This is a genomic window from Pseudomonas acericola (SeqCode) (assembly GCF_053456465.1).
In genome coordinates this window covers 866,553-889,930 of the sequence record NZ_JBRFJB010000003.1, presented here as the reverse complement: position 1 = coordinate 889,930, position 23,378 = coordinate 866,553, and the positions used below count along the sequence as shown (strand labels likewise).

Here is a 23,378-nt window from a genome sequence, read left to right as displayed (position 1 = left end):
TATGTCGTCCATTGAAGCGCCCGTGCAACTGCGCAATGTCGTCCGTCAATTCGGCCAGCAACGGGTGATCGACGGCCTGGACCTCGACATTGCGCCCGGCGAATTCGTCGCCTTGCTCGGCGCCAGCGGCTCGGGCAAGACCACCTTGCTGCGCAGCCTGGCCGGGCTCGACAGCATCGACAGCGGCCAACTGCGGGTGCCCAAGGCGCGCGCGGCGGTGTTCCAGGAGCCGCGCCTGATGCCGTGGAAGCGCGCGTGGAAAAACGTCGTGCTCGGCCTGCACGTTGCCGACGCCAAGGCGCGCGCGGTGCAGGCCCTGACCGAAGTCGGCCTGGCCCACCGTCTCGACGCCTACCCGGCCACACTGTCCGGCGGCGAAGCCCAGCGCGTGGCCCTGGCGCGGGGGCTGGTGCGTGAACCCAAGTTGCTGTTGCTGGACGAACCCTTCGCCGCACTGGATGCCCTGACCCGCATCAAGATGCACCGCCTGATTATCGAGTTGTGGCGCAAACACACGCCGGCCGTGTTGCTGGTGACCCACGATGTGGACGAAGCAATCTTGCTTGCCGACCGCGTGATCGTGCTGGAGAACGGCAAGATTGCCGAGCAATTGACGATTGATCTGCCGCGAGCGCGGGATACGGGGCAGGCCGGTTTCCAGGCGATCCGCGCGCGGTTGTTGGGGTTGCTTGGGGTGCAAGGGGATGTTGCGGCGGTACGTGGTGCCGAGGCCAACGTGCGGCACTTGCCGGTGCGGGCAGAGCCTGCAGTGTTCAAAGTTGCGATCTAGTACTTACTTGTGGCGAGGGAGCTTGCTCCCGCTGGGCTGCGTAGCGGCCCCGAAATCTTGGGAGCGCTTCGCACTCCAGCGGGAGCAAGCTCCCTCGCCACATTGAGATCAGGTATCCTCCGCGCCCCGCTTATCACCGATTCCAAGACAGATGACAGGACAAGACATGCAGGCGTTGCTGGAGTCGATCCTTGACGAAGTGCGTCCATTGATCGGCCTCGGCAAAGTGGCCAACTACATCCCCGCGCTGGCCGATGTGCCGGCCAACCAACTGGGGATCGCCGTGTACGGCAACGACGGTTCCGCCTACTGTGCCGGCGACGCTGACACGTTGTTTTCGGTGCAGAGCATTTCCAAGGTGTTCAGCCTGGTGCAAGCCATCGACCACGGTGGCGAAACCATCTGGGAACGCTTGGGCCATGAGCCTTCCGGGCAGCCCTTCAACTCGCTGGTGCAGTTGGAGTTTGAGCGCGGCCGGCCGCGCAATCCGTTTATCAATGCTGGCGCGCTGGTGATCTGCGACATCAACCAGTCGCGGTTTGCCGTGCCGATTTTATCGATGCGTGATTTTGTGCGGCGCTTGTCGGGCAATCCACAGATCCTGGTGGATGGTGTTGTCGCGGAGTCAGAGGCGCAACACGGCGCGCGCAATGCGGCCATGGCGTACCTGATGAAGTCATTCGGCAACTTCCATAACGACGTGCACGCGGTGTTGCACAGCTACTTCAACTACTGCGCGCTGCAGATGAGCTGCCTGGACCTGGCCAAGGCGTTCAGCTTCCTGGCCAACGAAGGGGTGAGTGCCCACAGCGGCGAGCAGATCCTCACGGCACGCCAGACCAAGCAGGTGAACTCGATCATGGCCACCAGCGGGCTGTACGACGAGGCGGGCAACTTTGCTTATCGGGTCGGCTTGCCGGGCAAGAGCGGCGTGGGCGGCGGGATCGTCGCGGTGGTGCCGGGGCAGTTTACGGTGTGCGTGTGGTCGCCGGAGTTGAATGCGGCCGGCAACTCGCTGGCGGGGATCAAGGCGTTGGAGTTGCTGAGTGAGCGGATTGGGTGGTCGGTGTTTTGATAAAGCGGCACGTGAAATAGCCCGAGCACCGCAAATCCCATGTGGGAGCTGGCTTGTCGGGCCGCCGCATCGCTGCGATAGCGGTGTGTCAGCCAGCACATCTGGCCCTGAAAGACCGCCATCGCAGGCAAGCCAGCTCCCACATCAAGATTCAGGCTTCTTTATCCGTGATGCAGGCCGGACGTTCGACCAAGGTAAAACCATGCCGACCGCTTGCTTGTACTGCCGATACTGCTCACCGAACAGTGCCTCAAGATCCTTCTCTTCAAAGTGCGCACCCACAAAGATGTAGGCCGTCAGCCCAACCGCAAACAACAGGTGGCCAGCGGTCATGTGCGGCGTTGCCCAGAAGGCGATCAGGAATCCCAGGTACAGGGGGTGGCGGACAATCCTGTAAAGCGATGGCGTTCGGAATATCGACAGCTGTTGTGCCGTGCCACGCCAACGATCAATCGCCTGCTTGAGCCCAAAGAGTTCGAAATGGCTTATCAGCAACGTTGCCACGAAGACAACCACCCAGCCCAGCCAGAACAGGCTGGTCAGCAGCACCCTGGCCCAAGCCGCCTCAACCTGCCAGACGGTGAATGTGATTGGCCGCCACAACCAGAACATCAGCACAAGCACCAGGCTGCTGAGCAATACGTAGATCGAGCGCTCGGCAACAGGCGGGACGAATGTCGTCAGCCAGCGCTTGAAGCCTTTACGCGCCATCCCCGAGTGCTGGACGCCGAACAACAGCATCAGCAAGCAGTTGATCAGGATTGCCAGAGGCCAACCGTTGACGGGGCCGGAGTTGATGTGCTTGGGTACGACGACACCGCCTACGAAGCCGATCAAGTAGAAAAACGTGAATAGAAAGACCAGATAACAGCAGGTGCTGAAGGCCAGCCCGGCAATACGTGCAGAATGGCCGTTCGCGGTTTTCTGCAGGTTCATGGACGAATCCTTTCGCACATGGTGAGGAGGTAAGCCAATCGATGATTGAACTCTCGCCCTGTCAAGGTTAGCGGGGTTTGAGGATTCAGCTACCTGGGTGCACAGATCCCTAGGGGGGGGGGATCGCTAGACTTTGCGCGGCTTCACAAACAGATCCACCATCAACCACAACGCCCCGGCGGTGATCGCGATATCCGCGATGTTGAACACGCCAGTGTGCGTTGGGCCGAGGTTCAGCACCATGTAGTCGACGACGTGGCCGTCGCGAAAGACCCGATCGATCAGGTTGGCGATCCCGCCTAGGGCGATCGCATAAAGCGGCAAGACTTTACGCAAAGGTTGGTTCCAGTTGGATAACGACCACCACATTGCCCACACCACCACGACGGCCACGCCGACGATAAAAATCAGCTGCTTGACCTGTGGCGGCAATGCGGCACCGAGGCTGAGGAATGCGCCCGGGTTCAGGCTCAACTCCAGTGCCAGATTGAACGGGGTGGAGCCGATCTTGAAGCTCTGCGCGTGCAGGGATGCCAGGGCCAGCAATTTGACGAGTTGGTCCACGGCAATAAAGGCGATGCCGGCGAGGAGGGCAAAGGTGCGGCCTCGCAGGAGGGGCGACGTGCTCAAGCGGTTACTTCCTGTTCCGGGTCTGTCGGGAGGGGGCCAGAAGATAGCTCAGGCGCCCTGTGTCGTCCATGTTCCCGGTGATCCAGGATCTGCCTTATGCCAGCCTTGACGACAGCCGCGATGAGCGAATCACTTGCCAGCACACCCGCCCACGCAGCGCAAAGTACCCGCTCCAGGTTCCCAAAACGCCGGCCACTACCATCTGCACCGGCCACTGCTCAAGCATCGGGGAGTGCATGGCGTGCGCCACACCCAGCGTGTAACGGGTGAGGAAAATACCCAGGATGACCAGCAGAGGCACCCAGCTGCCTTGCACCAGCAATCGGCCATCGGGAGCGGGGGTTACGAAGCCTGGACTCATCAATCGCGAAAGCAGGGTTGCACTGACGGCGACGCCGAGCATCCAACTGGCCAGCCCTGCGAGCCAAAGGCTGGTGTACTGCAACACGCCAGCCAGGGACAGGACAAGCATGCCGGCGGGTAGCAACAGCGCGAGCGCAGGACGCACGCCGCGAGTACGGGTTTGCAGTACACCAAAGAGGCACAGGCCGATGAAGAGGGCAAAGACCCAGTAGGGGGTGTGGATGATGTAGATCAATTGGGGTCTCGTCCTTGAGAACTGAAGGTCGTCACTTTAGGGCAGGTTGTGTGACGAAATGATGAGTGTGTGGGCGGACTTGGCGGTGAGCGTATTTCCTGCACCTGGCATGGGGCCGAATGTGGGAGCAGGCAAGCCAGCTCCCACAGTTGACCTCATTGGTCGTGAGGGCTGTGTTTGCCTCCAACAAAAAATGCGCCCCTAAGGGCGCATTTTTTTTGTTCGGTCCGCTATCGCCTATCAGGCAGTCGCATCCCAGGCACGATCACCGTGCTCATCCTTGATTCGGGTCGGCAGGCCCATCACGTCCAGCGCCTTGAGGAACGGCTCAGCCGGCAGTTCCTCGACGTTGGCCATGCGTTGCACGTCCCACTCGCCACGGGCAACCAGCAGCGCGGCGGCTACCGGTGGCACGCCGGCGGTGTAGGAGATGCCCTGGCTGTCGGTTTCAGCGAACGCTTCTTCGTGATCCGCCACGTTGTAGATGAACACCTCGCGTGCCTTGCCGTCCTTGGTGCCTTTGACCAGGTCGCCGATGCAGGTCTTGCCGGTGTAGCCGGGCGCCAGCGAAGACGGGTCGGGCAGTACGGCCTTGACCAGTTTCAATGGCACCACTTCCAGGCCTTCGGCGGTGGTGACCGGTTTTTCGGAGAGCAGGCCGAGCTTGTTCAGGACGGTGAACACGTTGATGTAGTGTTCGCCAAAGCTCATCCAGAAACGCACGTTGGGCACGTCGAGGTTTTTCGACAGCGAGTGCACTTCATCGTGGCCGGTCAGGTACAGGTTCTGCGAACCGACAACCGGGAGGTCATCGGTGCGTTTGACTTCGAACATGGTGTTGCTGGTCCACTGGCTGTTCTGCCAGCTCCACACCTGTCCGGTGAACTCGCGGAAGTTGATTTCCGGGTCGAAATTGGTGGCGAAGTATTTGCCATGGGAGCCGGCATTGACGTCGAGGATGTCGATCGAATCAATGCGGTCGAAATGCTGTTGCTGCGCCAGCGCGGCGTACGCGTTGACGACACCCGGGTCGAAGCCCACGCCTAGGATGGCGGTGATGTTCTTCTGTTTGCACTCTTCCAGGTGGTTCCACTCGTAGTTGCCGTACCACGGCGGGGTCTCGCAGACCTTGCCCGGCTCTTCGTGGATGGCGGTGTCGAGGTAGGCCACGCCCGTGTCGATGCAGGCACGCAGTACCGACATGTTGAGGAACGAGGAACCGACGTTGATGACGATCTGCGATTCGGTCTCGCGGATCAGGGCCTTGGTCGCTTCCACGTCCAGGGCGTTCAGCGCGAAGGCTTTGATTTCTGCGGGTACTTTGAGGCTACCCTTGGCCTTGACGCTGTCGATGATGGCCTGGCATTTGGAGATGTTGCGCGACGCGATAGCAATACGACCGAGTTCGTCGTTGTGCTGCGCGCACTTGTGGGCCACCACCTTGGCGACACCTCCTGCACCAATGATAAGAACGTTCTTTTTCAATTGCTTTCTTTCTCCTATATCCGCCAGCTTACGAAAGGCTGGACAGGTAGTCGTCGTAACCAAATTCACGAACCACTTCGACAGTACCGTCGAGTTGTTTCACTACGATGGACGGCATTTTCAGGCCGTTGAACCAATTTTTCTTGACCATGGTGTAGCCCGCGGTGTCGATAAACGACAGCCGATCGCCGATGGCCAGCGGACGATCAAATTGGTACTCACCGAAGATGTCCCCGGCCAGGCAGGATTTGCCGCACACCATCACGGTGTGTTCGCCATCGCTCGGCGCCAGCTTGGCGTTGAGGCGATAGATCAGCAGGTCCAGCAGGTGGGCTTCGATGGAGCTGTCTACCACGGCGAGGTTCTTGCCGTTGTAGAGGGTGTCGAGCACGGTGACTTCCAGGGAGGCGCTGTTGGTGATCGCCGCTTCGCCGGGTTCCAGGTAGACCTGCACGCCGTACTGTTCGGAGAACGCTTTCAAGCGCGCGCAGAACGCGTCCACTGCATAGTCTTCACCGGTGAAGTGGATGCCGCCGCCGAGGCTGACCCACTCGACTTTATGCAGCAGCGCGCCGAAGCGTTCTTCGATGGTGCCGAGCATCTTGTCGAACAGGCTGAAGTCGCCGTTCTCGCAGTTGTTGTGGAACATGAAGCCGGAGATCTGATCAATGACGCCTTCGATCTTCACCGGGTCCCATTCGCCCAGGCGGCTGAATGGACGCGCCGGGTCGGCCAGCAGGTAATCGGAGCTGCTCACCTGCGGGTTCACACGCAGGCCACGGGTCTTGCCTTCGGAACGCTCGGCAAAACGCTGCAATTGGCTGATGGAGTTGAAGATGATCTTGTCGCAGTTCTCCAGCATCTCTTCGATTTCATCGTCGGCCCAGGCCACGCTGTAGGCGTGCGCTTCACCGGCGAACTTCTGGCGGCCCAGCTTCAGCTCGTACAGCGACGACGAGGTGGTGCCGTCCATGTATTGCTGCATCAGGTCGAACACCGACCAGGTGGCAAAGCACTTGAGCGCCAGCAGGGCCTTGGCGCCGGACTGTTCGCGCACGTAAGCAATCTTCTGCATGTTGACCAGAAGCTTCTGTTTATCGATGAGGTAGTACGGCGTTTTGATCATTTTTGAGAGCCTGCGGCGGTGCCTGCCAAAAAAGGACACGCATTGTGCCCGCACTTGGGGCGAATCGGAAGGTTAGTGGGCGGAATTTGCTGCGCCAGGTTTTCAACTCTACCCGCTGAGTATGACTATCCATAGGTACACCCCGGATCAATGTGGGAGCTGGCTTGGCGGGAGAGGGGGGATCTGCACTGCCATGAAAGCGTCATCTGTTCAGCACCGAACTGCCACATTCCCCCGCTACTGTCCTCGCCAATGAGATCGATCTCAAGCGAGTGACAATGACTGACCTGAAAGACGTTGCCCGACTGGCCGGTGTATCCCGAGCCACCGCCGCCCGGGCCTTTGCTTCGCCGGACCAGGTGCGCCCGACGACCCGCGAGCAGGTGTTCGCCGCCGCCCGTGAGTTGGGCTTTCGCCCCAATCTGCTGGGCCGTCAACTGCGCCTGCAAACCACCCAGCTGATCGGCGTGGTGGTGCCCAACCTGCTCAACCCGGTGTTCGCCGAGCAGTTCCAGGCCATGGAACGCGCCGCGCGTGCACGGGGCTACAGCCTGGTGCTGGCCACCACCGACTACAACAGCGAACGCGAAAGCATCGTGGTGGAAGAGCTGCTGCGCCAACGCGTCGATGGCTTGGTGCTGACGGTCACCGACGCCGAAAGCAACGCGGTGCTCAGCAGCCTGAACACCGAGCAAACGCCGTTCGTGCTGGCCTATCACCAACCGGGCAACCCCAACTACAGCGCCGTGTCGGTGGATAACCGCGCCGGCATGGCCTTGGCCACTCGTTATCTGCTGGACGCCGGCCACCGGCGCATCAGCATGGTCGCCGGGCCCGCGTTGCAATCGGATCGCGCTCGCCTGCGCTACGCCGGCTATTGCGATGCGATGCACGAGTACGGGCTTGACGCGCGCCCGGTGATCGAAATGCCGGCCCACACCCAGGCCGAATTCGCCGCCATCGCACCGGCTCTGCAAGGCCCCGACGCGCCCACCGCGCTGGTGTGTTCCAACGATTTCCTGGCCATCAGCCTGATCGCCGAGTTGCGCCGCAACGCCTGGAATGTCCCCGAGCAACTCTCGGTGATGGGCTTCGACGGCATCAGCCTCGGCACCCAGATGCACCCGACGCTGTGCAGCGTGGTGCAACCCATCGCGCTGCTCGCCAGCACGGTGATTGACCAACTGCTGGCGCAGATCGCCGGTAACGAACCGATTTCCCATTGCCTGCCTTGCCACATCCGGCCAGGCGAAAGTACTCAACCCCGTGAGGAGACCCCCGATGCGCGCATTCAGTAAAACCCTGGCCGCCGTGCTGCTGTGCGGTGCGGCCAGCCTGGCCCAGGCCGCCGAGACAGCGATTTGCTACAACTGCCCGCCGGACTGGGCCGACTGGGGCACCCAGCTCAAGGCCATCGCCGCCAGCACCGGCGTGCAGGTGCCGCTGGACAACAAGAACTCCGGCCAATCCTTGGCGCAACTGGTCGCCGAGAAGGCCGCGCCGGTGGCCGACGTCGTCTACTACGGCGTGACCTTCGGCCTGCAAGCGCAAAAAGCCGAGGTGGTCGGCACCTACAAGCCCAAGGGTTTCGAACAGATCCCTGCGGGCTTGAAAGACCCGGCCGGCCACTGGTTCGCGATCCACTCCGGGACCTTGGGCATCATGGTCAACGTCGATGCCCTCGGTGGCCTGCCGGTGCCGCAAAGCTGGGCCGACCTGCTCAAGCCTGAGTACAAAGGCATGGTCGGCTACCTCGACCCGTCCAGCGCCTTCGTTGGCTACGTCTCGGCCGTGGCGATCAACCGCGCCCTGGGCGGCGACCTGGACAACTTCGCCCCGGCCATCGACTACTTCCAGAAGCTGGCGAAAAACGCCCCCATCGTGCCCAAGCAAACCGCCTATGCGCGGGTGCTGTCCGGTGAGTTGCCGATCCTCGTGGACTACGACTTCAACGCCTACCGCGCACGCTACAAGGACAACGCCAACGTCGCCTTCGTGATCCCCAAGGAAGGCAGCATCAGCGTGCCCTATGTGATGAGCGCAGTGGCCAACGCGCCGCACCGCGCCAACGCGGAAAAAGTCCTCGACTTCGTCTTGTCGGACCAGGGCCAGGCACTGTGGGCCAAGGCTTACCTGCGCCCGGTGCGCCCGGTAGAGATGCCGGCCGAGGTCGCCGCGCAGTTCCTCCCCGAGAGTGACTACGCCCGTGCCGGTGTGGTGGATTACGAAAAAATGGCCGCTGTGCAGGAAGCGTTCGCCGCCCGTTACCTTAACGAGGTCAAGTAAGTGGCTGCATCGGCAAAACAGGCGGCCTGGGCGCTGGCCCCGGCCTTTGCGGTGCTGCTCGCGTTCTGGCTGCTGCCGCTGGCGCATCTGGTGCTGCTCGGTGCCGAGAGCCGCGACAGCAATGGCAGTGGCTACTGGCAAGTGCTCAGCAGCGCGCAGTATCTGGGCAGCCTCGCGCAAACCTGCGCGCTGGCGGTGTTTGTCACGCTCGCCGCGTTGTTGGTCGGGGGCATCAGCGGTGTGTTCCTCGCGCGCCAGCAGTTCTTCGGGCGCTCGGCGTTGGTGGCGCTGCTGACGTTTCCCCTGGCGTTTCCCGGTGTGGTGGTGGGCTTCCTGGTGATTCTTTTGGCGGGGCGCCAGGGCTTGTTCGCGTCACTGGGGCTGCAATTGGCCGGTGAACGTTGGATCTTCGCCTACTCGCTGGCGGGGCTGTTTATCGGCTACCTGTACTTCTCGATCCCCCGGGTGATCCTCACCGTGATGGCGGCCTGTGAAAGCCTCGATCGCAGCCTGGAAGAAGCCGCGCACTCCCTCGGTGCCGGGCATTGGCGCGTGGTGTGCGACGTGATCGTACCGGGCCTGGCGCCGGCGCTGGCCTCCTGCGGGGCGATCTGTTTTGCCACGTCCATGGGCGCCTTTGGCACGGCGTTCACCTTGGGCACGCGACTCAACGTCACCCCGGTGGCGATCTACAACGTGTTCACCAACTACGCCAACTTCGCCGTCGCCGCCGCACTGTCGGTGGTGCTCGGCGCGCTGACCTGGGCGGTGTTGCTGCTCACTCGGCGTTTGGTGAAAAACGCGGGGACCGTCCTGTGAAGCGCTCATCGTTGTTCGTGCTGCAACTGCTGTTCACCTTGCTAGTGTGCGCATTCATGTTGGTGCCGGTGCTCATGTCACTGCTGGCCGGGCTGACCCGCAACTTTTTCGTCGGCGTGTCCAGTGGCCTGACCTTCGACTGGTTGATTCAGGTGTGGCAGGCCTACTCGCCGACGGTGTGGCTGTCGCTGCAACTGGCCCTGGCCTGCGCGGTGTGCGTCTGCGTGATTGGCGTGCCGGCGGCTTACGCCCTGGTGCGCATGAACAATCGCTTCAGCCGCGCCTTTGAAGAGTTGATGGTGCTGCCGGTGGCCATGCCGGGCCTGGCCAGTGCGTTGGCGCTGTTGCTGACCTACGGCCAGTTCGGTGGCTTTCGCAGCAGCTGGTTGTTCATCCTCGTTGGCCATGTGCTGTTCACCTTGCCGTTCCTGGTGCGCCCGGTCATGGCGGTGATGCAACGCCAGCAACTGCCGGTGTTGGAAGAAGCAGCGGCCAGCCTCGGCGCGGGTCCGATCAAGCGGTTCTTTAGCGTGGTGGTACCCAACTGCCGCGCGGGGATTCTCGCCGGCGTGCTGATGGTGGTGACCCTGTCCCTGGGTGAATTCAACCTGACCTGGATGCTCCACACGCCAATGACCAAGACCTTGCCCGTGGGCCTGGCCGACAGCTACGCCTCGGCGCGCCTGGAAATCGCCAGCGCCTACACCCTTATCTTTTTGCTGATGATCGTGCCGCTGCTGATTGCGTTGCAGGCCATCAGTGCTCGTTTGTCCCGTGGAGAGCGTCGATGACCGCTATCACTATCCGCCTGCAAGGCTGCCGCAAGGCATTCGCCGACGGCACCGTGGCCGTGCATGATTTGAACCTCACCGTCGAAGGCGGCGAAACCCTGGCGATTCTCGGCCCGTCCGGTTGTGGCAAGACCACCACCTTGCGCCTGATTGCCGGCCTGGAACGCCCGGATGTGGGCCAGGTGTTTTTCGGCGATCAGGACGTGACCCGCCTGCCCATCGAGCGCCGCGATGTGGGCATGGTGTTCCAGAACTACGCGCTGTTTCCCAACCTGGATGTGGCGGGGAATATCGTTTACGGCTTGAAGATTCGCGGCGTGCCCGTGCAGGAGCGCAAGCAGCGCTGCGAGGAATTGTTGGAACTGGTGGGCTTGCAGGATCACGGCCGGCGCAGCATCCATGAATTGTCCGGTGGCCAGCGCCAACGCGTGGCACTGGCCCGCGCCCTGGCGCCGCGCCCCAAGGTGTTGCTGCTGGATGAACCGCTGGCCGCCCTTGATGCGCAACTGCGTGAACGCCTGCGCAGTGAGCTCAACGAGTTGCTGCGTGGGCTGGGCATCACCTCGGTGTTCGTCACCCACGACCAGGGCGAAGCCATGGCCCTCGGTGATCGCATCCTGGTGATGGAGCAAGGCCGGGTGGCGCAGTTGGCGAGCCCGCGCGACATCTACCAGAAACCGGCCAACGCCTTCGTCGCAGGCTTCGTCGGCAACCTCAATGCCTTCGCGGTGATCGCGCCGTCAGCCCATGGCTTGAAAGTCTGCGGCGGCGAGTTGCCGTGGCACGAAGCGAGCCTGCCCAACACCCTGTACTGCCGCCCGGAACACCTGCGGGTGATGGAGAGCGAAGGGCACCTGCACGGGCATCTCGTCGCGCAGTTTTTCCAGGGCGCGCAAAGCCGCCTGCTGGTGGATGTGGGCGGCCCGCAACCGCTGCTGGTGGACAGCAGCGACAACCAGCTTTACGCCGTCGGCGCGCCGATTGCCCTGGCGATTGCGCCGCACATGTTGTTCACCCTGAATGCTTGAGAATCTATGTTGAATCGTCCGTTCCTCGTTGCGCAGATCAGCGACCTGCACCTTAAAGCCGGCCAGCGCCTCACCTACGGTGTGGTCGACACCCTGGGCGCCTTGCGCCGTGCCGTCGACCATCTCAACGCCAGCCAACCACGCCCCGATATCGTGGTGATCAGCGGCGACCTGGTGGACTTCGGCCGCGCCGATGAATACGCCGTGCTCCACCCCGAACTCGCGCGCCTGCACATGCCGTGCTACCTGGTGCCGGGCAACCACGACACGCGCGGGCCGTTGCTCGACGCGTTCCGTGACCACCCCTACTTGCCGGCCTCGGCAGACGGCCCGCTGGATTGGGTGGTGAACGACCATCCACTGCGCCTGATCGGCCTGGATTCCACCATCCCCGGTGGCCACGGCGGGCAGTTGCTGGACAGCCAATTGCAATGGCTGGATGAGCAATTGGCGCTGCGGCCTGACGCGCCGACCTTGCTGATCCTGCATCACCCGCCGTTCATCAGTGGCATCGGCCATATGGACCGCGAGCCGTTCATCAACGCGGCTGCGCTGGAGCACGTGGTCGCCCGCCATCCGCAAGTCGAGCGCCTGCTGTGCGGGCATTTGCACCGGCCGATGCAGCGGCGTTTTGGCGGCAGCCTGAGTTGCGTGTGCCCCGGTACCTCGCACCAGATCGTCCTGGATTTACAAGAAGCGGCGCCCGCGCATTTCAATTTGGAGCCGGCGGGCTATCTGTTGCATCGCTGGCAGGCGCAGCAGGGTTTGATCAGCCACAACGGCGTGTTCGGGGACTACCCGGGGCCGTACCCGTTTTATGACGCCCATGGATTAATTGACTGAGGTTGTGATGAAAGCCACTTTGAATGTGTTAAGCGTATTGACCGGCGGCCTGGGCATTGCCCTGAGCCCCTTGGCTTCGGCGGATTTCTTGAGCGACAGCAAAGCCAACCTGAGCATGCGCAACTTCTACTTCAACAACGACAACCGTGACGGCACCGCCGCGCCGTCGAAGACTGAAGAGTGGGGCCAGGCCTTTATCCTCAACTACCAATCGGGCTTTACCGACGGCACCGTCGGCTTTGGCCTGGACGCGGTGGGCATGCTCGGCATTACCCTCGACAGCGGCGCCGGGCGCCACGTCGGCAGCTCGATGATCCCCAACGAAGACGGCAAGGCTACCGACAACTGGGCCCGTGGCGGCGCAACCGCCAAGGCGCGTTTTGCCAAGAGCGAATTGCGCTACGGCTACCTGCGCCCGAACTTGCCGATCCTCGTCAGCAACGACGGCCGCCTGTTGCCGCAATCCTTTGAAGGCGGGCAAATCACCAGCAAAGACATCGACAACCTGACCCTGATCGGCGGCCAGCTGCAACACACCACCGGCCGTGGCTCCAGCGACCGCAGCGGCCTGGCAGCGGCGGGCGGGACCCAGGAAAGCAACAAGTTCAACTACGCCGGTGCCGATTACCAGGTGAACAAGGACCTGCTGGTCCAGTACTACTACGCCAACCTTGAAGACTACTACCAGCAGCACTTTGCCGGGCTGATCCACGTATTGCCGCTGGGTGACTATGGCTCGTTGAAGACCGACCTGCGCTACTTCAAGACCACCTCCGACGGTAAAAACAGCACGGCCGCCGGGCGTGCCGAGGGTTACAAGCTCGGTGGCTATACCAAGAATGGCAACGGTGAAATCGACAACAACACCTGGAGCGCGGCGTTCATCTACTCCCTGGGCCCGCACGCGATTACCGCCGGTTACCAGCAGGTGTCGGACGACAGCAACTTCGCCCAGCTCAACCAGGGTGGCCTGGTGAACAAAGGGGAGGGCGGCTCCAGCCTGTACCTCTACACCGACCGTACCGTGCAGACCTTCATCCAGGCCGGTGAACGCACGGCCTTCGCCCAATACGCCTACGACTTCGCCGCACTCGGCGTGCCGGGGCTGAAGGCGTCGATGATGTACCTCAAGGGCGACAACATTCGTACTGCCAGTGGCAATGATGCCAGCGAGTGGGAGCGGGACATTTCCCTGGACTACGTGGTGCAGAGCGGCACGTTCAAGAACGTCGGGTTTGGCTGGCGTAATGGCGTATCACGCAGCGAAGTGGCGCGGGACCAGGATCAGAATCGGGTGTTTGTGAATTACTCGATCCCGTTGATGTAACCAGGTCGCCACAGGCGGTGTTGATCCTTGTGGGAGCTGGCTTGCCTGCGTTAGCGGTGGATCAGTCAAAGCAATATCGACTGGCAGTCCTTCATCGCAGGCAAGCCAGCTCCCACATTTTGAATTGTGTTCACCTGAAAAAAACCTGCAAATCCAATCCCCTGTGGGAGCTGTCGAGCTTTAGCGAGGCTGCGAAGGCGGCGGCACTGCTGGTAGAAATGTTGCCTGACCCACCGTTGATCTTCATTCAGCCCATGCGGCCTTCGACTCAATGCAGCTGTGCGCCTGTTTCAGCGGGACAAGCGGCGTGTCGAGCGTACCCAGCGCAATCGAAATCCACTCTGGATAAAGCCCCTTGGCATCCTGCCAGAACAGCGATGATCCGCACGCCAGGCAAAACTGGCGAGTGACACCCGGTGAGGATTCATAGCTTTTCAGCGCATCTGCAACAGCCCGGATGCTGACGGCTGAACGTGGCGCACTGGCGTAACTGGCAAACGCAGCGCCATGGCTTTTCTGGCATTTGCGGCAATGGCAGTGGGTGACGGCCTTGAGCGGTGCAGTGACTTGATACGTGACTGCGCCACAGAGGCAACTGCCTTGGGTAACGGCATCCATGTTGGTTTCGATCCTGAAAGAGTCAGGCAAACACTATACCCGTGGCGAGGGAGCTTGCTCCCGCCGGGATGCGCAGCATCCCCAAACAAGGCGTACCACAAACGTACAAGAATCCCCCCAACCCTCCTCAGTAGACTCGCCACACTTCTTCTACTGCAGGTTTTCCATGGACATCTTCCTCTACGCCTTCAGCGTCATGTACAGCCCCGGCCCGGTGAATTTCATGGGCCTCAACGCCGGGCTTACCGGACAATTCCGCCGCTCCACCGGGTTTTTCATCGGTGTGGGCTGCGCGATGCTGTTGTTGTTTGTGCTGTTTGGCTACACCGGCGAGGCGATCATTTCCCAGGCGGCGTTGCCGTACATCTCACTGATTGGCGGCGTGTACACCTTGTACCTCGCCTATCAGGTGTTTACTGCACGCACGGTGGTGGATGAAACCACTTCAATCGCGCCCATCAAAACCCTCACGTTCTGGAATGGCCTGGTGATCCAGTTGCTCAACCCCAAGGGCATCATGGCGGTGTTGCCGATCACCAGCGTGATGCTGCCAGCGGCGCATATCACCGGGGTGTCCATTGCCCTGGTTTCGGCGGTGCTGGCCTTTGGCGCGTTCGGTGCGCCGTGGCTTTACGCGTTGCTCGGGGCGCTGCTGGGGCGGCGGATCAATGGCACGTCGGCGTTTACGCTGTTCAACCGTTGCATGGGTGTGGCGCTGGCGGTGTGTGCGTATTTCATGTTTCACGCCTTCTATGTCCATTGGCTCTCAACATGAATGGATCTTGTGATGATCTAGAATAATATGAGTTTGTCTCACTATCGCTGTGTGCCGACAATAGCTGCCATACATAACGACATCGGAGTTGTAAGTCATGGCAGTCGCTCATTCCCTGGGATTTCCGCGCATTGGACGCGATCGTGAACTGAAAAAAGCGCAGGAAGCGTTTTGGAAGGGCGAGCTCGACGAAGCCGGCTTGCGGGCCGTTGGCCGTGACCTGCGCAAGACCCATTGGGACCTGCAAAAACAGGCCGGCATCGAGTTGCTGCCCGCCGGGGATTTTGCCTGGTACGACCAGGTGCTGACCCACTCGCTGATGTTTGGCGTGATCCCCGAGCGTTTCCGCCCGGCCGATGGCCAAGCCACCCTGCAAACGCTGTTCGGCATGGCCCGTGGCGTCAGCGACAGCTGCTGCGGCGGCGCCCACGCCCAGGAAATGACCAAGTGGTTCGACACCAACTATCACTACCTCGTGCCTGAATTCAGCGCCGACCAGCAGTTCCACCTCGGCTGGGACCAGCTGTTCGAAGAGGTGCAGGAAGCCCGCGAACTGGGGCACAACGTCAAGCCGGTGGTGATCGGCCCGCTGACCTACCTGTGGCTGGGCAAGGCCAAGGGCGCTGATTTCGACAAGCTCGACCTGCTCGATCGCCTGCTGCCGCTGTACGGGCAGATCTTCCAGCGCCTCGCCGACCTGGGCGTGGAGTGGGTGCAGATCGACGAGCCGATCCTCGTGCTGGACCTGCCGCAAGACTGGAAAAACGCGTTTGAGCGTGCCTACAACCTGATCCAGCGCGACCCGCTGAAAAAGCTCGTGGCCACTTATTTTGGTGGGCTGGAAGAGAACCTCGGCCTGGCCGCCAACCTGCCCGTCGATGGTTTGCATATCGACCTGGTGCGCGCCCCGGAACAGTATCCGACCATTCTCGACCGCCTGCCGGCTTACAAAGTGTTGTCCCTCGGCGTGGTCAACGGCCGTAACGTCTGGCGCTGCGACCTGGAAAAAGCCCTGGCTACCTTGCAGCACGCCCATGACAAGTTGGGTGACCGCCTGTGGGTTGCGCCGTCCTGCTCGTTGCTGCACAGCCCGGTCGACCTGGCCCGCGAAGACAAGCTGGATGCCGAGCTGAAAAGCTGGCTGGCGTTCGCCGTGCAGAAGTGCGCCGAAGTGGCGGTGCTGGCGCAAGCGGTCAACGAGCCGGAAGCCTCCAACGTGTTGGCCGCTTTGGCGCAAAGCCGTGCGGTGCAAGCTGCCCGTGCCGCTTCGCCGCGCATCCACAAACCTGCGGTGCAAGCCCGTGTCGCCGCGATCACGGCCAAGGACAGCCAGCGCCAGTCGCTGTTCGCCCAGCGCATCGAGAAACAGCGCGCCGGCCTCAACCTGCCGCTGTTCCCGACCACCACCATCGGTTCGTTCCCGCAAACCGCGTCGATTCGCCTGGCGCGCCAGTCGTACAAGGCTGGCAAGTTGAGTGAAGCCGAATACGTCGAAGCGATGCACAGCGAGATCAAGCACGCCGTCGAGGTGCAGGAAAACCTCGGCCTGGATGTGCTGGTACACGGTGAAGCTGAACGCAACGACATGGTCGAGTATTTCGCCGAGCAGTTGGACGGCTATGTGTTCACCCGCTTTGGCTGGGTCCAGAGCTACGGCTCGCGCTGCGTGAAACCGGCGCTGATCTTCGGCGACCTGAGCCGCCCGAAGGCCATGACGGTGGAGTGGATTCGCTACGCCCAAGGCCTCACCCACAAGGTGATGAAGGGCATGCTGACCGGCCCGGTGACCATGCTGATGTGGTCTTTCCCACGCGAAGATGTGAGCCGCGAAGAACAGGCGCGGCAACTGGCCCTGGCGATCCGCGACGAAGTAGTGGACCTGGAAGCCGCCGGGATCAAGATCGTGCAGATCGACGAAGCAGCGTTCCGCGAAGGCTTGCCGTTGCGCCAGGCGCAGTGGCAGGACTACCTGGAGTGGGCCACCGAAGTGTTCCGCCTGTGCGCCTCGGGCGTGCGCGATGAAACCCAGATCCACACGCACATGTGCTACAGCGAGTTCAACGATGTGATCGAAAGCATCGCGGCGATGGATGCCGACGTGATCACCATCGAGACCTCACGCTCGGACATGGAGTTGCTGGACGCGTTTGAAGCCTTCGCCTACCCGAACGAAATCGGCCCGGGGGTGTATGACATCCACTCGCCACGGGTGCCAGATGCGTCGGAAATGGCCAACCTGTTGCGCAAGGCAGCCAAGCGGATTCCAGCGGAGCGCTTGTGGGTGAACCCGGATTGCGGCTTGAAAACCCGTGGCTGGCCGGAGACGGAGGCGGCGCTGATTCATATGGTGACGGCGGCCCGTCAACTGCGTGCGGAACTGGCCTGACACCGCCTAAGCATGTGGGCACCGGCTTCTGTGGGAGCTGGCTTGCCTGCGATAGCATCACCTTGATCTTTCTGATAGACCGAGGTGCCCGCATCGCAGGCAAGCCAGCTCCCACAGAAGAGCAACCGAGTGTTTAGAGGTATTTAAGCCAGGCCAGGTCGCGGCGCCGTGCTTTAAGCCCTGCAAACCAACGCACGGGCGGATACAGCACCAACGGCAACAACAGCGCGACCAGCCAAATTGCGCCCATACTGTCTGCGCCAAAATAGCTGCCATGATTGAGGCCAAACAGCGCAACGCAAGCAACGTATAGAACCTTCAACACATACAGATGCAGCAGATAAAAGAACATCGGCGCCGCCCCAAACGTAGCCAACATGCCAATCCAGCGCTTTTGCCCCGCACGCTCAAACGCCAGCAACAGCAATAAGCCAATCCCCAGCGTCAACGCCAGGAACAACAGCGAAGGCGGATACTTGGTCACGTTGAAAAAGCTCATCAGCGTCTGCACACCACTGTCATAAGCCTGCCAAGGCTTCTCGCCGTAGCCATTGAGCGCACGCAACAGCACAAACCCAACCAACGCCCCCACGCCCGCCAGCGCCAAGTATCGCTGACGCAACGCCGGCTGCACGTCATTGGCAAACCACGGGCCCAGGCCGTAGCCCAAGGCAATCACGCCAATCCACGGCAACACCGGGTAGGTGATGCGCAGTCGCAGGTTGTCGCCTACCTCGATCCAACTGCGTTCATGCAGGATCGCCCAAGCATTTTGCAGCAGCGAACCTGGCGCGAAGTGCAGGCCGTCCAGCAGGTTGTGCCCGGCAATCAGCGTAATCGCCACGGCGATCAGCAGCGGGCGTGGCAGCCACACCAGTGCGGCAAGGGCGAGCATGCTTACGCCAATCGCCCAGATCACTTGCAGGTAGATAACGCTGGGGGGCAGTTGGAAGGTCCAGGCAAAGTTGACCAGGGTGAATTCCAGCACCACCAGGAACAAACCGCGCTTGAACAGGAACGCCGATACGTCGCGACGGCCTTGGTATTTCTGGCCGTAGAGCCATGCCGACAAGCCGGTGAGCAAGACAAACACCGGGGCGCACAGGTGGGCGAGGGTACGGCTGATAAACAGCGCAGGTTCGGTGCTGTCGATATTCATCGGGTCACTGACCTGGCGGTGCAGCAGGAAGGTTTCGCGCACGTGGTCCAACAGCATGAACAGGATCACCAGGCCGCGCAGGGCGTCGATGGAAAGCAGGCGTTGGCGTAGGGGGACAGCGTCGGGCATGGGTGAAGTCACAGGGCAGGGGAGAAGTGGGTTGTTATTCTATAACATTAAGCTGTGGGAGCGGGCTTGCCCGCGATAGCGGAGTGCCGGTCACAGGTATTTAGCCTGTTGCACCGCTATCGCAGGCAAGCCAGCTCCCACATTGAGCCGCGTCGTCTGGTTGGTTCTGCTAACGTCTGCCAAATCGCTTTCGCAGGAATTCACCATGACCACCCCACAATCCGTCATCGACTTCTGGCAAAACGCCGGCCCCCAGCGCTGGTTCGCCAAGGATGAGGCCTTCGACGCCACCTTCCGCGACACCTTCCACAGCGCCCACCTGCAAGCCGCCCGCCGCGAGCTGGAAAGCTGGCTGGACTCGGCAGAAGGCGCCCTGGCCCTGCTGATCCTGCTCGACCAATATCCGCGCAATGCCTTTCGCGGCACGGCCCATATGTTCGCCACCGACCCGTTGGCCCGCCTGTATGCCGGGCGCATGGTCGAGGCTGGGTGGGATCAGTTGATCAAGCCCGCCTTGCGTGCGTTCTGCTACCTGCCGTTCGAGCATTCGGAAGACCCGGCGGACCAGCAGCGTTCCCTGGCCCTCAACCAGACGCTGGACGCCAACACCTACCACTGGGCCAAGGAACACGCGGCGATTATCCAGCGCTTTGGGCGGTTTCCTCATCGCAACCAGGTGTTGGCTCGCGCCAGCACTGAGGAGGAGCAGGCTTTTTTGGACAAGGGCGGGTTTGCCGGATAGGTCACTGCGTGTTCTGGTATATCTCGAGACGTTCACGCGCATGCGGGCAGCCGTTGGTTGCCACGGCTTTTTCCAGATAGTCGATACGCACTGCCATGGCGGTTCTGCGATCTGCCTGGCTGGCGAGCAATTTGTACAGCTCCGCGCGAAAGTCCTTAGCGCTGCCCAGTTGCATGGCGGTGCCTGTAGGTGGCGCCCCACACGTCAGCCATACGGCCGGCTGCGGGTAATAGCGCGCATAGTCGTCGAACTTGGCGAGTGCACCTTGCAGCGCCGGTGTATACCGCGGGCCCTGGGTGTAGCTCAGGCAGGCATTTTGCAGATACAGCGCGGCAGGGGCGAAGCCTGCCTCCAGGCTTAACGCCGAGAGGTCGCACATCATTTTTTCTGCGCCGGGAGTCATATACGCCTGATAGAGCAACGCCAAGCGATATTGCGCGATGGGGTGGCCGGCGGTTGCGGAGTCACTCAACAACTGTTCAGTGACGCGAAATTGCTCGCCTAGCCGGGCCATCTTTTCGTTGAAGTCCGCCGGCTTTTGATTGAGGTGCACACGCCACATCAGATCAGCCAGCTGTGGATCGGTTGTCTTCAATAGTGCCACCGCCTGCTGGTATTGCGCTTCGCCAGGGGGTGACGCCGCTTCGCTGGCCAAGACCGGCGACGTTGCAGCAAACAGAGACAACGCTGCTACAAGAGATAAACGCAAGACGAACATCCTTTTCCGTTCGTGCGGGTTGCACGCGAGGGGGCGAGTCTACCTCGACAGCCCGTGGCATCACAGTTGGGGCCTCGCATTCCCGCCAGGAATGCCCCTATAAAAACCTACCATTGTCTTTCCCGCCGCAGATCTCGTAGCGTGAGATTTCACCCAAGGAGCCCTGCCATGCACCCACGTTCGCTGCGCCTGTACGTCGACAATCTGTTCACCAGCCCCTATGCAATGTCTGTGTTTGTGGCCCTGCGGGAAAAAGGCCTGGCTTTCGATACCGTGACCCTGGACCTGGACGCCGCGCAAAACCAGACGGCCGATTTTGCCAAGCTATCCTTGACCCAGCGCGTGCCGACCCTGGAGGAGGGCGATTTTGCACTGTCGGAATCGTCGGCGATCACTGAATACCTGGACGAGGCCTATCCCGAGCCAGCGCTTTACCCCGCCGACCCTAAACAGCGCGCGCGAGCGCGGCAGGTGCAGGCGTGGCTGCGCAGCGATTTGCTGCCGATTCGCCAGGAGCGTTCGACGCTGGTGGTGTTCTGCGGGCAGAAGATGCCGCCGTTATCGTCTGCGGGCCAAGCCGCTGCGCACAAGTTGATCAGTGCGGCGCAAGTGCTGCTGGCGGGTAACCCAGACTACCTGTTCGGCACCTGGTCGATTGCCGACGTGGACCTGGCCGTGATGCTCAATCGCCTGATCCTCAACGGCGACAGCGTGCCCGCCGAGTTGGTGGCGTATGCGCAACGCCAGTGGCAACGACCGTCGGTGCAGGCTTGGGTCAACCTGGCTCGGCCTGCGCTCTAGGGGGTTACAGCCATTCCTGGGCGACGCGGCGGTCCAGGTCTTCCCAGTCGGCCATGCCCAGCACGCGCGTGGTGTTCAAGCCGCGCAGGTAGCCGCGCAATTGCTGGGCACTGGCGCAACGCTGATCGGCGTCGGCCGTGTCGTCCTGCAATACGCTTTCATAATCGACCAGGTAATCGGCGACCCGCTCGCGAAACTCCGGTAAAACGGCCTCGCGGATGCGGTCGAAGGTTTTCTGGTGGGGCTTCATGGTCGGGTCCTTATCTATTTTTATGTAGGCACTATCGGTTCAGATAATAGTCACCATCACCGATTGCAAGTTCTGTTTTTTGCGCAAAAGCGCAAAATCGCCCCATCGAAACGCTGTTCAAGGAAATGCGCGATGAGGACGATTATCCAGCTGGCATTGATGGCCCTGATGCTGGGCACTGTGGCCGTAAACAACGCTGCCATTGCCGATGAACTGCGAACAGGCCATTTGCTACCCATCGACGCTAGCGTAGACTCCCTGCAGCACGCGCAATCGGTCGGTGTGTTGTTGAGCGATAGCACCCGCGACAACCTCAGTTATCTTGAACGCTACCACGACATGGCCTTGAACGGCGCCAAGGATGCCCTCGACGAGCGTATCCGCCAGGCGTTCGTCAACAGCTCCGATCCGGAACTGGCCATTGATTGGCTGATGGGCTCGCTGCAAGGTGCCTTTGTTTCAGTGACGGTGTACGACACGCTGGATGCCTTGGTGCAGGCGCACCCGGATGTGGTGGTGATGCTCGATACCCATAACCAACTGCTGACCCAGCGTAACGACCGGGTCGAGGCACGGTTTATTGCGCGGTTCTATAACGCGAACCTGCAATACATCGCCAAGGCCGAAGGCTCGGTGTACCAGCAAGTGCCGTCGGTGTGGGTGCATGACAAGGCGGCGCCCGAGATTGCCGCGCAGATCGAGCAACAGCGGGATGTACAGCAAGCGGCCTTGCGCCAGTTTGACGCATCGCTCAAGGCGTTGGTCCAAGCCGGTTGATGTGAATTTTTTGATTATTTTCCAGGAATTTTTATGCGCTCTTTTTTCGTCCCGGCCCTGGCCTTTGCTTCGTTGTGGCTGGCCGGTTGTGTGTCCGCTCCCAATGCTCCGACGCTGACCCTGCAAACCGCCAAGACGCCTGAAGGCTATACCCAATGCGTGCTGCCCAAGCTGGAAAAGCACGGCATCACCTCCACCGTCACGCAGAACTCGCGTCACGCCAAGGTGGTGTTGACCAGCAAGATTGCGGCAGATGATGTACTGGAGGCGTACAAGACCCAGGATGGCACCAAGGTGTTCCTGTATGAGCGCAAGCCGTTGGCTTCCGCGCTGACGCCGTCGCGGTTGGAGTTGGTGGCGCAGGAGTGCAAGTAACCCCAGGCAACACAAAGCGAATGTGGGGAGCTTGCTGTGGCGAGGGAGATTGCTCCCGTTCGACAGCGAAGCTGGAGCCCGCTTTTTTGGGGGCGCTTCGCACCCCAGCGGGAGCAAGCTCCCTCGCCACAGAAGCCCACCTCTATTTTTGATTTAAGGCTTGGCTTCGTGACTGAAATTGCTGACCGTCGCGATCAACCCCTTGGCCGCCAACGCCACCAACTCCCCCCCTTTCTCCACCGTCGCCAGCGCCGGGTCTGAACCCATGCGCCCGTCGGGGAAGCGTGCGCGGAAGTCCAGCGCTTCGCGGATAGGCCCGGTATTGGCAATCTGCGGCGAGTACTCGGCCGATTTGATCGACTCCGGGTAGGCCCACTGCGTCACCGCAATCTCCGACGGCGTGGCGTGGCTGCCGTGGCCCACCGGGAATTGTTTGTGGGCGAGGTCGTTGACGCCTTCCAGGTCCCACCAGTTCACCAGCTTCAAGGCAAACCCGGCCGGGCGACGGGCGAAGCTCGCTTCGGCGTACAGCTCGGAGAACGCCGCTTCAATCGTGGCGATGTTGCCGCCGTGGCCGTTCAGGAACAGGATCTTGTCGAAACCATGCCCGGCCAGCGAGCGCACCCAATCGCCAATCGCGGCAATAAAGGTGGAAGGGCGCAGCGAAATGGTGCCGGGGAAGCCCAGGTGATGTTGGGCCATGCCGATATTGAAGGTCGGGCCGATCAGGATGTCGGCGTTCTTCTGCGCCTCATGGGCGATAATCTCCGGGCACATCCAGTCGGTGCCCAGCAGGCCGGTCGGGCCGTGTTGTTCGTTGGAGCCGATGGGGATCACCACCGTACGGCTGCGCTCCAGGAACTGCCCGATTTCGATCCAGGTGGATTGGTGTAGAAGCATGCGTTGCTCTCTTT

At 61.4% G+C, this 23,378-nt stretch carries 25 protein-coding genes; 15 read left to right on the top strand and 10 right to left on the bottom strand.

From position 1 onward, the window contains the following. Position 1: 1 nt before the first annotated feature. Positions 2-790: an ABC transporter ATP-binding protein gene (locus ACU688_RS16080; RefSeq protein WP_448185553.1), complete on the top strand. Its 789-nt coding sequence runs from the start codon at positions 2-4 to the stop codon at positions 788-790. A 166-nt stretch (positions 791-956) separates the two neighbouring features. Next, positions 957-1,865: a glutaminase B gene (gene glsB / locus ACU688_RS16075; protein WP_448185552.1), complete on the top strand. Its 909-nt coding sequence runs from the start codon at positions 957-959 to the stop codon at positions 1,863-1,865. Positions 1,866-2,009: 144 nt separating this feature from the next. On the opposite strand, the gene mddA is transcribed toward glsB, so the two are convergent. From mddA to ACU688_RS16050, 5 genes are all read right to left on the bottom strand, one after another. Continuing rightward, positions 2,010-2,801, bottom strand: coding sequence for a methanethiol S-methyltransferase (gene mddA / locus ACU688_RS16070; protein ID WP_448185551.1), 792 nt, complete (start codon positions 2,799-2,801; stop codon positions 2,010-2,012). A 126-nt stretch (positions 2,802-2,927) separates the two neighbouring features. Next, a complete protein-coding gene (gene lspA, locus ACU688_RS16065; protein ID WP_448185550.1) occupies positions 2,928-3,431 on the bottom strand; it encodes a signal peptidase II in 504 nt (167 codons plus the stop codon). Between the two features lie 94 nt (positions 3,432-3,525). Then, a complete protein-coding gene (locus ACU688_RS16060; protein WP_448185549.1) occupies positions 3,526-4,029 on the bottom strand; it encodes a DUF6622 family protein in 504 nt (167 codons plus the stop codon). A gap of 240 nt (positions 4,030-4,269) precedes the next feature. Next, positions 4,270-5,514, bottom strand: coding sequence for a saccharopine dehydrogenase family protein (locus ACU688_RS16055; protein ID WP_448185548.1), 1,245 nt, complete (start codon positions 5,512-5,514; stop codon positions 4,270-4,272). A 28-nt stretch (positions 5,515-5,542) separates the two neighbouring features. Then, positions 5,543-6,640 (bottom strand): carboxynorspermidine decarboxylase, encoded by a 1,098-nt coding sequence (locus ACU688_RS16050; RefSeq protein WP_257783592.1) that lies wholly within the window; start codon positions 6,638-6,640, stop codon positions 5,543-5,545. A gap of 278 nt (positions 6,641-6,918) precedes the next feature. Between ACU688_RS16050 and ACU688_RS16045 the strand changes: the two genes are divergently transcribed. The 7 genes from ACU688_RS16045 to ACU688_RS16015 are packed head-to-tail and all read left to right on the top strand — an operon-like array spanning position 6,919 to position 13,734. Then, positions 6,919-7,938 carry a LacI family DNA-binding transcriptional regulator gene (locus ACU688_RS16045; RefSeq protein WP_448185547.1) on the top strand — a complete coding sequence of 340 codons (1,020 nt, stop codon included), beginning with the start codon at positions 6,919-6,921 and terminating at the stop codon, positions 7,936-7,938. Then, the gene (locus ACU688_RS16040) at positions 7,922-8,926 is read left to right on the top strand and encodes an ABC transporter substrate-binding protein (RefSeq protein ID WP_448185546.1); all 1,005 of its coding nucleotides are present in this window, start codon (positions 7,922-7,924) and stop codon (positions 8,924-8,926) included. The genes ACU688_RS16045 and ACU688_RS16040 overlap by 17 nt, the downstream gene beginning before the upstream one ends. Then, a complete protein-coding gene (locus tag ACU688_RS16035; RefSeq protein WP_448185545.1) occupies positions 8,927-9,745 on the top strand; it encodes an ABC transporter permease in 819 nt (272 codons plus the stop codon). Beyond that, positions 9,742-10,536: an ABC transporter permease gene (locus ACU688_RS16030; protein ID WP_124528403.1), complete on the top strand. Its 795-nt coding sequence runs from the start codon at positions 9,742-9,744 to the stop codon at positions 10,534-10,536. Before ACU688_RS16035 ends, ACU688_RS16030 begins: the two co-directional genes overlap by 4 nt. Further along, on the top strand, positions 10,533-11,564 hold the full coding sequence (locus ACU688_RS16025; protein ID WP_448185544.1) for an ABC transporter ATP-binding protein: 1,032 nt from the start codon (positions 10,533-10,535) through the stop codon (positions 11,562-11,564). The genes ACU688_RS16030 and ACU688_RS16025 overlap by 4 nt, the downstream gene beginning before the upstream one ends. Before the next feature lie 9 nt (positions 11,565-11,573). Continuing rightward, a complete protein-coding gene (locus tag ACU688_RS16020) occupies positions 11,574-12,407 on the top strand; it encodes a phosphodiesterase (RefSeq protein WP_448185595.1) in 834 nt (277 codons plus the stop codon). Positions 12,408-12,414: 7 nt separating this feature from the next. Beyond that, positions 12,415-13,734, top strand: a complete 1,320-nt coding sequence (locus ACU688_RS16015; RefSeq protein WP_448185543.1) for an OprD family porin — start codon at positions 12,415-12,417, stop codon at positions 13,732-13,734. 243 nt (positions 13,735-13,977) lie between these two features. Here the strand turns inward: ACU688_RS16015 and ACU688_RS16010 are convergent, their stop codons facing one another. After that, entirely contained in the window at positions 13,978-14,352 is a 375-nt protein-coding gene (locus ACU688_RS16010; protein WP_448185542.1) for a GFA family protein, read from the bottom strand. A 166-nt stretch (positions 14,353-14,518) separates the two neighbouring features. On the opposite strand from ACU688_RS16010, the gene ACU688_RS16005 reads away from it, so the two are divergent. After that, on the top strand, positions 14,519-15,127 hold the full coding sequence (locus ACU688_RS16005; protein WP_448185541.1) for a LysE family translocator: 609 nt from the start codon (positions 14,519-14,521) through the stop codon (positions 15,125-15,127). 97 nt (positions 15,128-15,224) lie between these two features. Beyond that, a complete protein-coding gene (gene metE, locus ACU688_RS16000) occupies positions 15,225-17,513 on the top strand; it encodes a 5-methyltetrahydropteroyltriglutamate--homocysteine S-methyltransferase (RefSeq protein ID WP_448185540.1) in 2,289 nt (762 codons plus the stop codon). Between the two features lie 133 nt (positions 17,514-17,646). Here the strand turns inward: metE and ACU688_RS15995 are convergent, their stop codons facing one another. After that, positions 17,647-18,801, bottom strand: a complete 1,155-nt coding sequence (locus ACU688_RS15995) for an acetyltransferase domain-containing protein (protein ID WP_448185539.1) — start codon at positions 18,799-18,801, stop codon at positions 17,647-17,649. A 205-nt stretch (positions 18,802-19,006) separates the two neighbouring features. Here ACU688_RS15995 and ACU688_RS15990 point away from each other — a divergent pair, with 205 nt between their 5' ends. Continuing rightward, on the top strand, positions 19,007-19,543 hold the full coding sequence (locus ACU688_RS15990; RefSeq protein WP_448185538.1) for a DUF924 family protein: 537 nt from the start codon (positions 19,007-19,009) through the stop codon (positions 19,541-19,543). A gap of 1 nt (position 19,544) precedes the next feature. Here ACU688_RS15990 and ACU688_RS15985 read toward each other — a convergent pair whose 3' ends face one another. Next, entirely contained in the window at positions 19,545-20,261 is a 717-nt protein-coding gene (locus tag ACU688_RS15985) for a hypothetical protein (RefSeq protein ID WP_448185537.1), read from the bottom strand. A gap of 168 nt (positions 20,262-20,429) precedes the next feature. Between ACU688_RS15985 and yfcF the strand changes: the two genes are divergently transcribed. Next, positions 20,430-21,062, top strand: coding sequence for a glutathione transferase (gene yfcF, locus ACU688_RS15980; protein ID WP_448185536.1), 633 nt, complete (start codon positions 20,430-20,432; stop codon positions 21,060-21,062). 4 nt (positions 21,063-21,066) lie between these two features. Here yfcF and ACU688_RS15975 read toward each other — a convergent pair whose 3' ends face one another. Further along, a complete protein-coding gene (locus ACU688_RS15975; RefSeq protein ID WP_448185535.1) occupies positions 21,067-21,312 on the bottom strand; it encodes a hypothetical protein in 246 nt (81 codons plus the stop codon). 132 nt (positions 21,313-21,444) lie between these two features. Here ACU688_RS15975 and ACU688_RS15970 point away from each other — a divergent pair, with 132 nt between their 5' ends. After that, the gene (locus tag ACU688_RS15970; protein ID WP_448185534.1) at positions 21,445-22,089 is read left to right on the top strand and encodes an ATPase; all 645 of its coding nucleotides are present in this window, start codon (positions 21,445-21,447) and stop codon (positions 22,087-22,089) included. Between the two features lie 33 nt (positions 22,090-22,122). Next, positions 22,123-22,464: a hypothetical protein gene (locus ACU688_RS15965; protein ID WP_448185533.1), complete on the top strand. Its 342-nt coding sequence runs from the start codon at positions 22,123-22,125 to the stop codon at positions 22,462-22,464. Between the two features lie 153 nt (positions 22,465-22,617). On the opposite strand, the gene ACU688_RS15960 is transcribed toward ACU688_RS15965, so the two are convergent. Further along, on the bottom strand, positions 22,618-23,364 hold the full coding sequence (locus ACU688_RS15960) for a creatininase family protein (RefSeq protein WP_448185532.1): 747 nt from the start codon (positions 23,362-23,364) through the stop codon (positions 22,618-22,620). Positions 23,365-23,378: the final 14 nt, after the last annotated feature.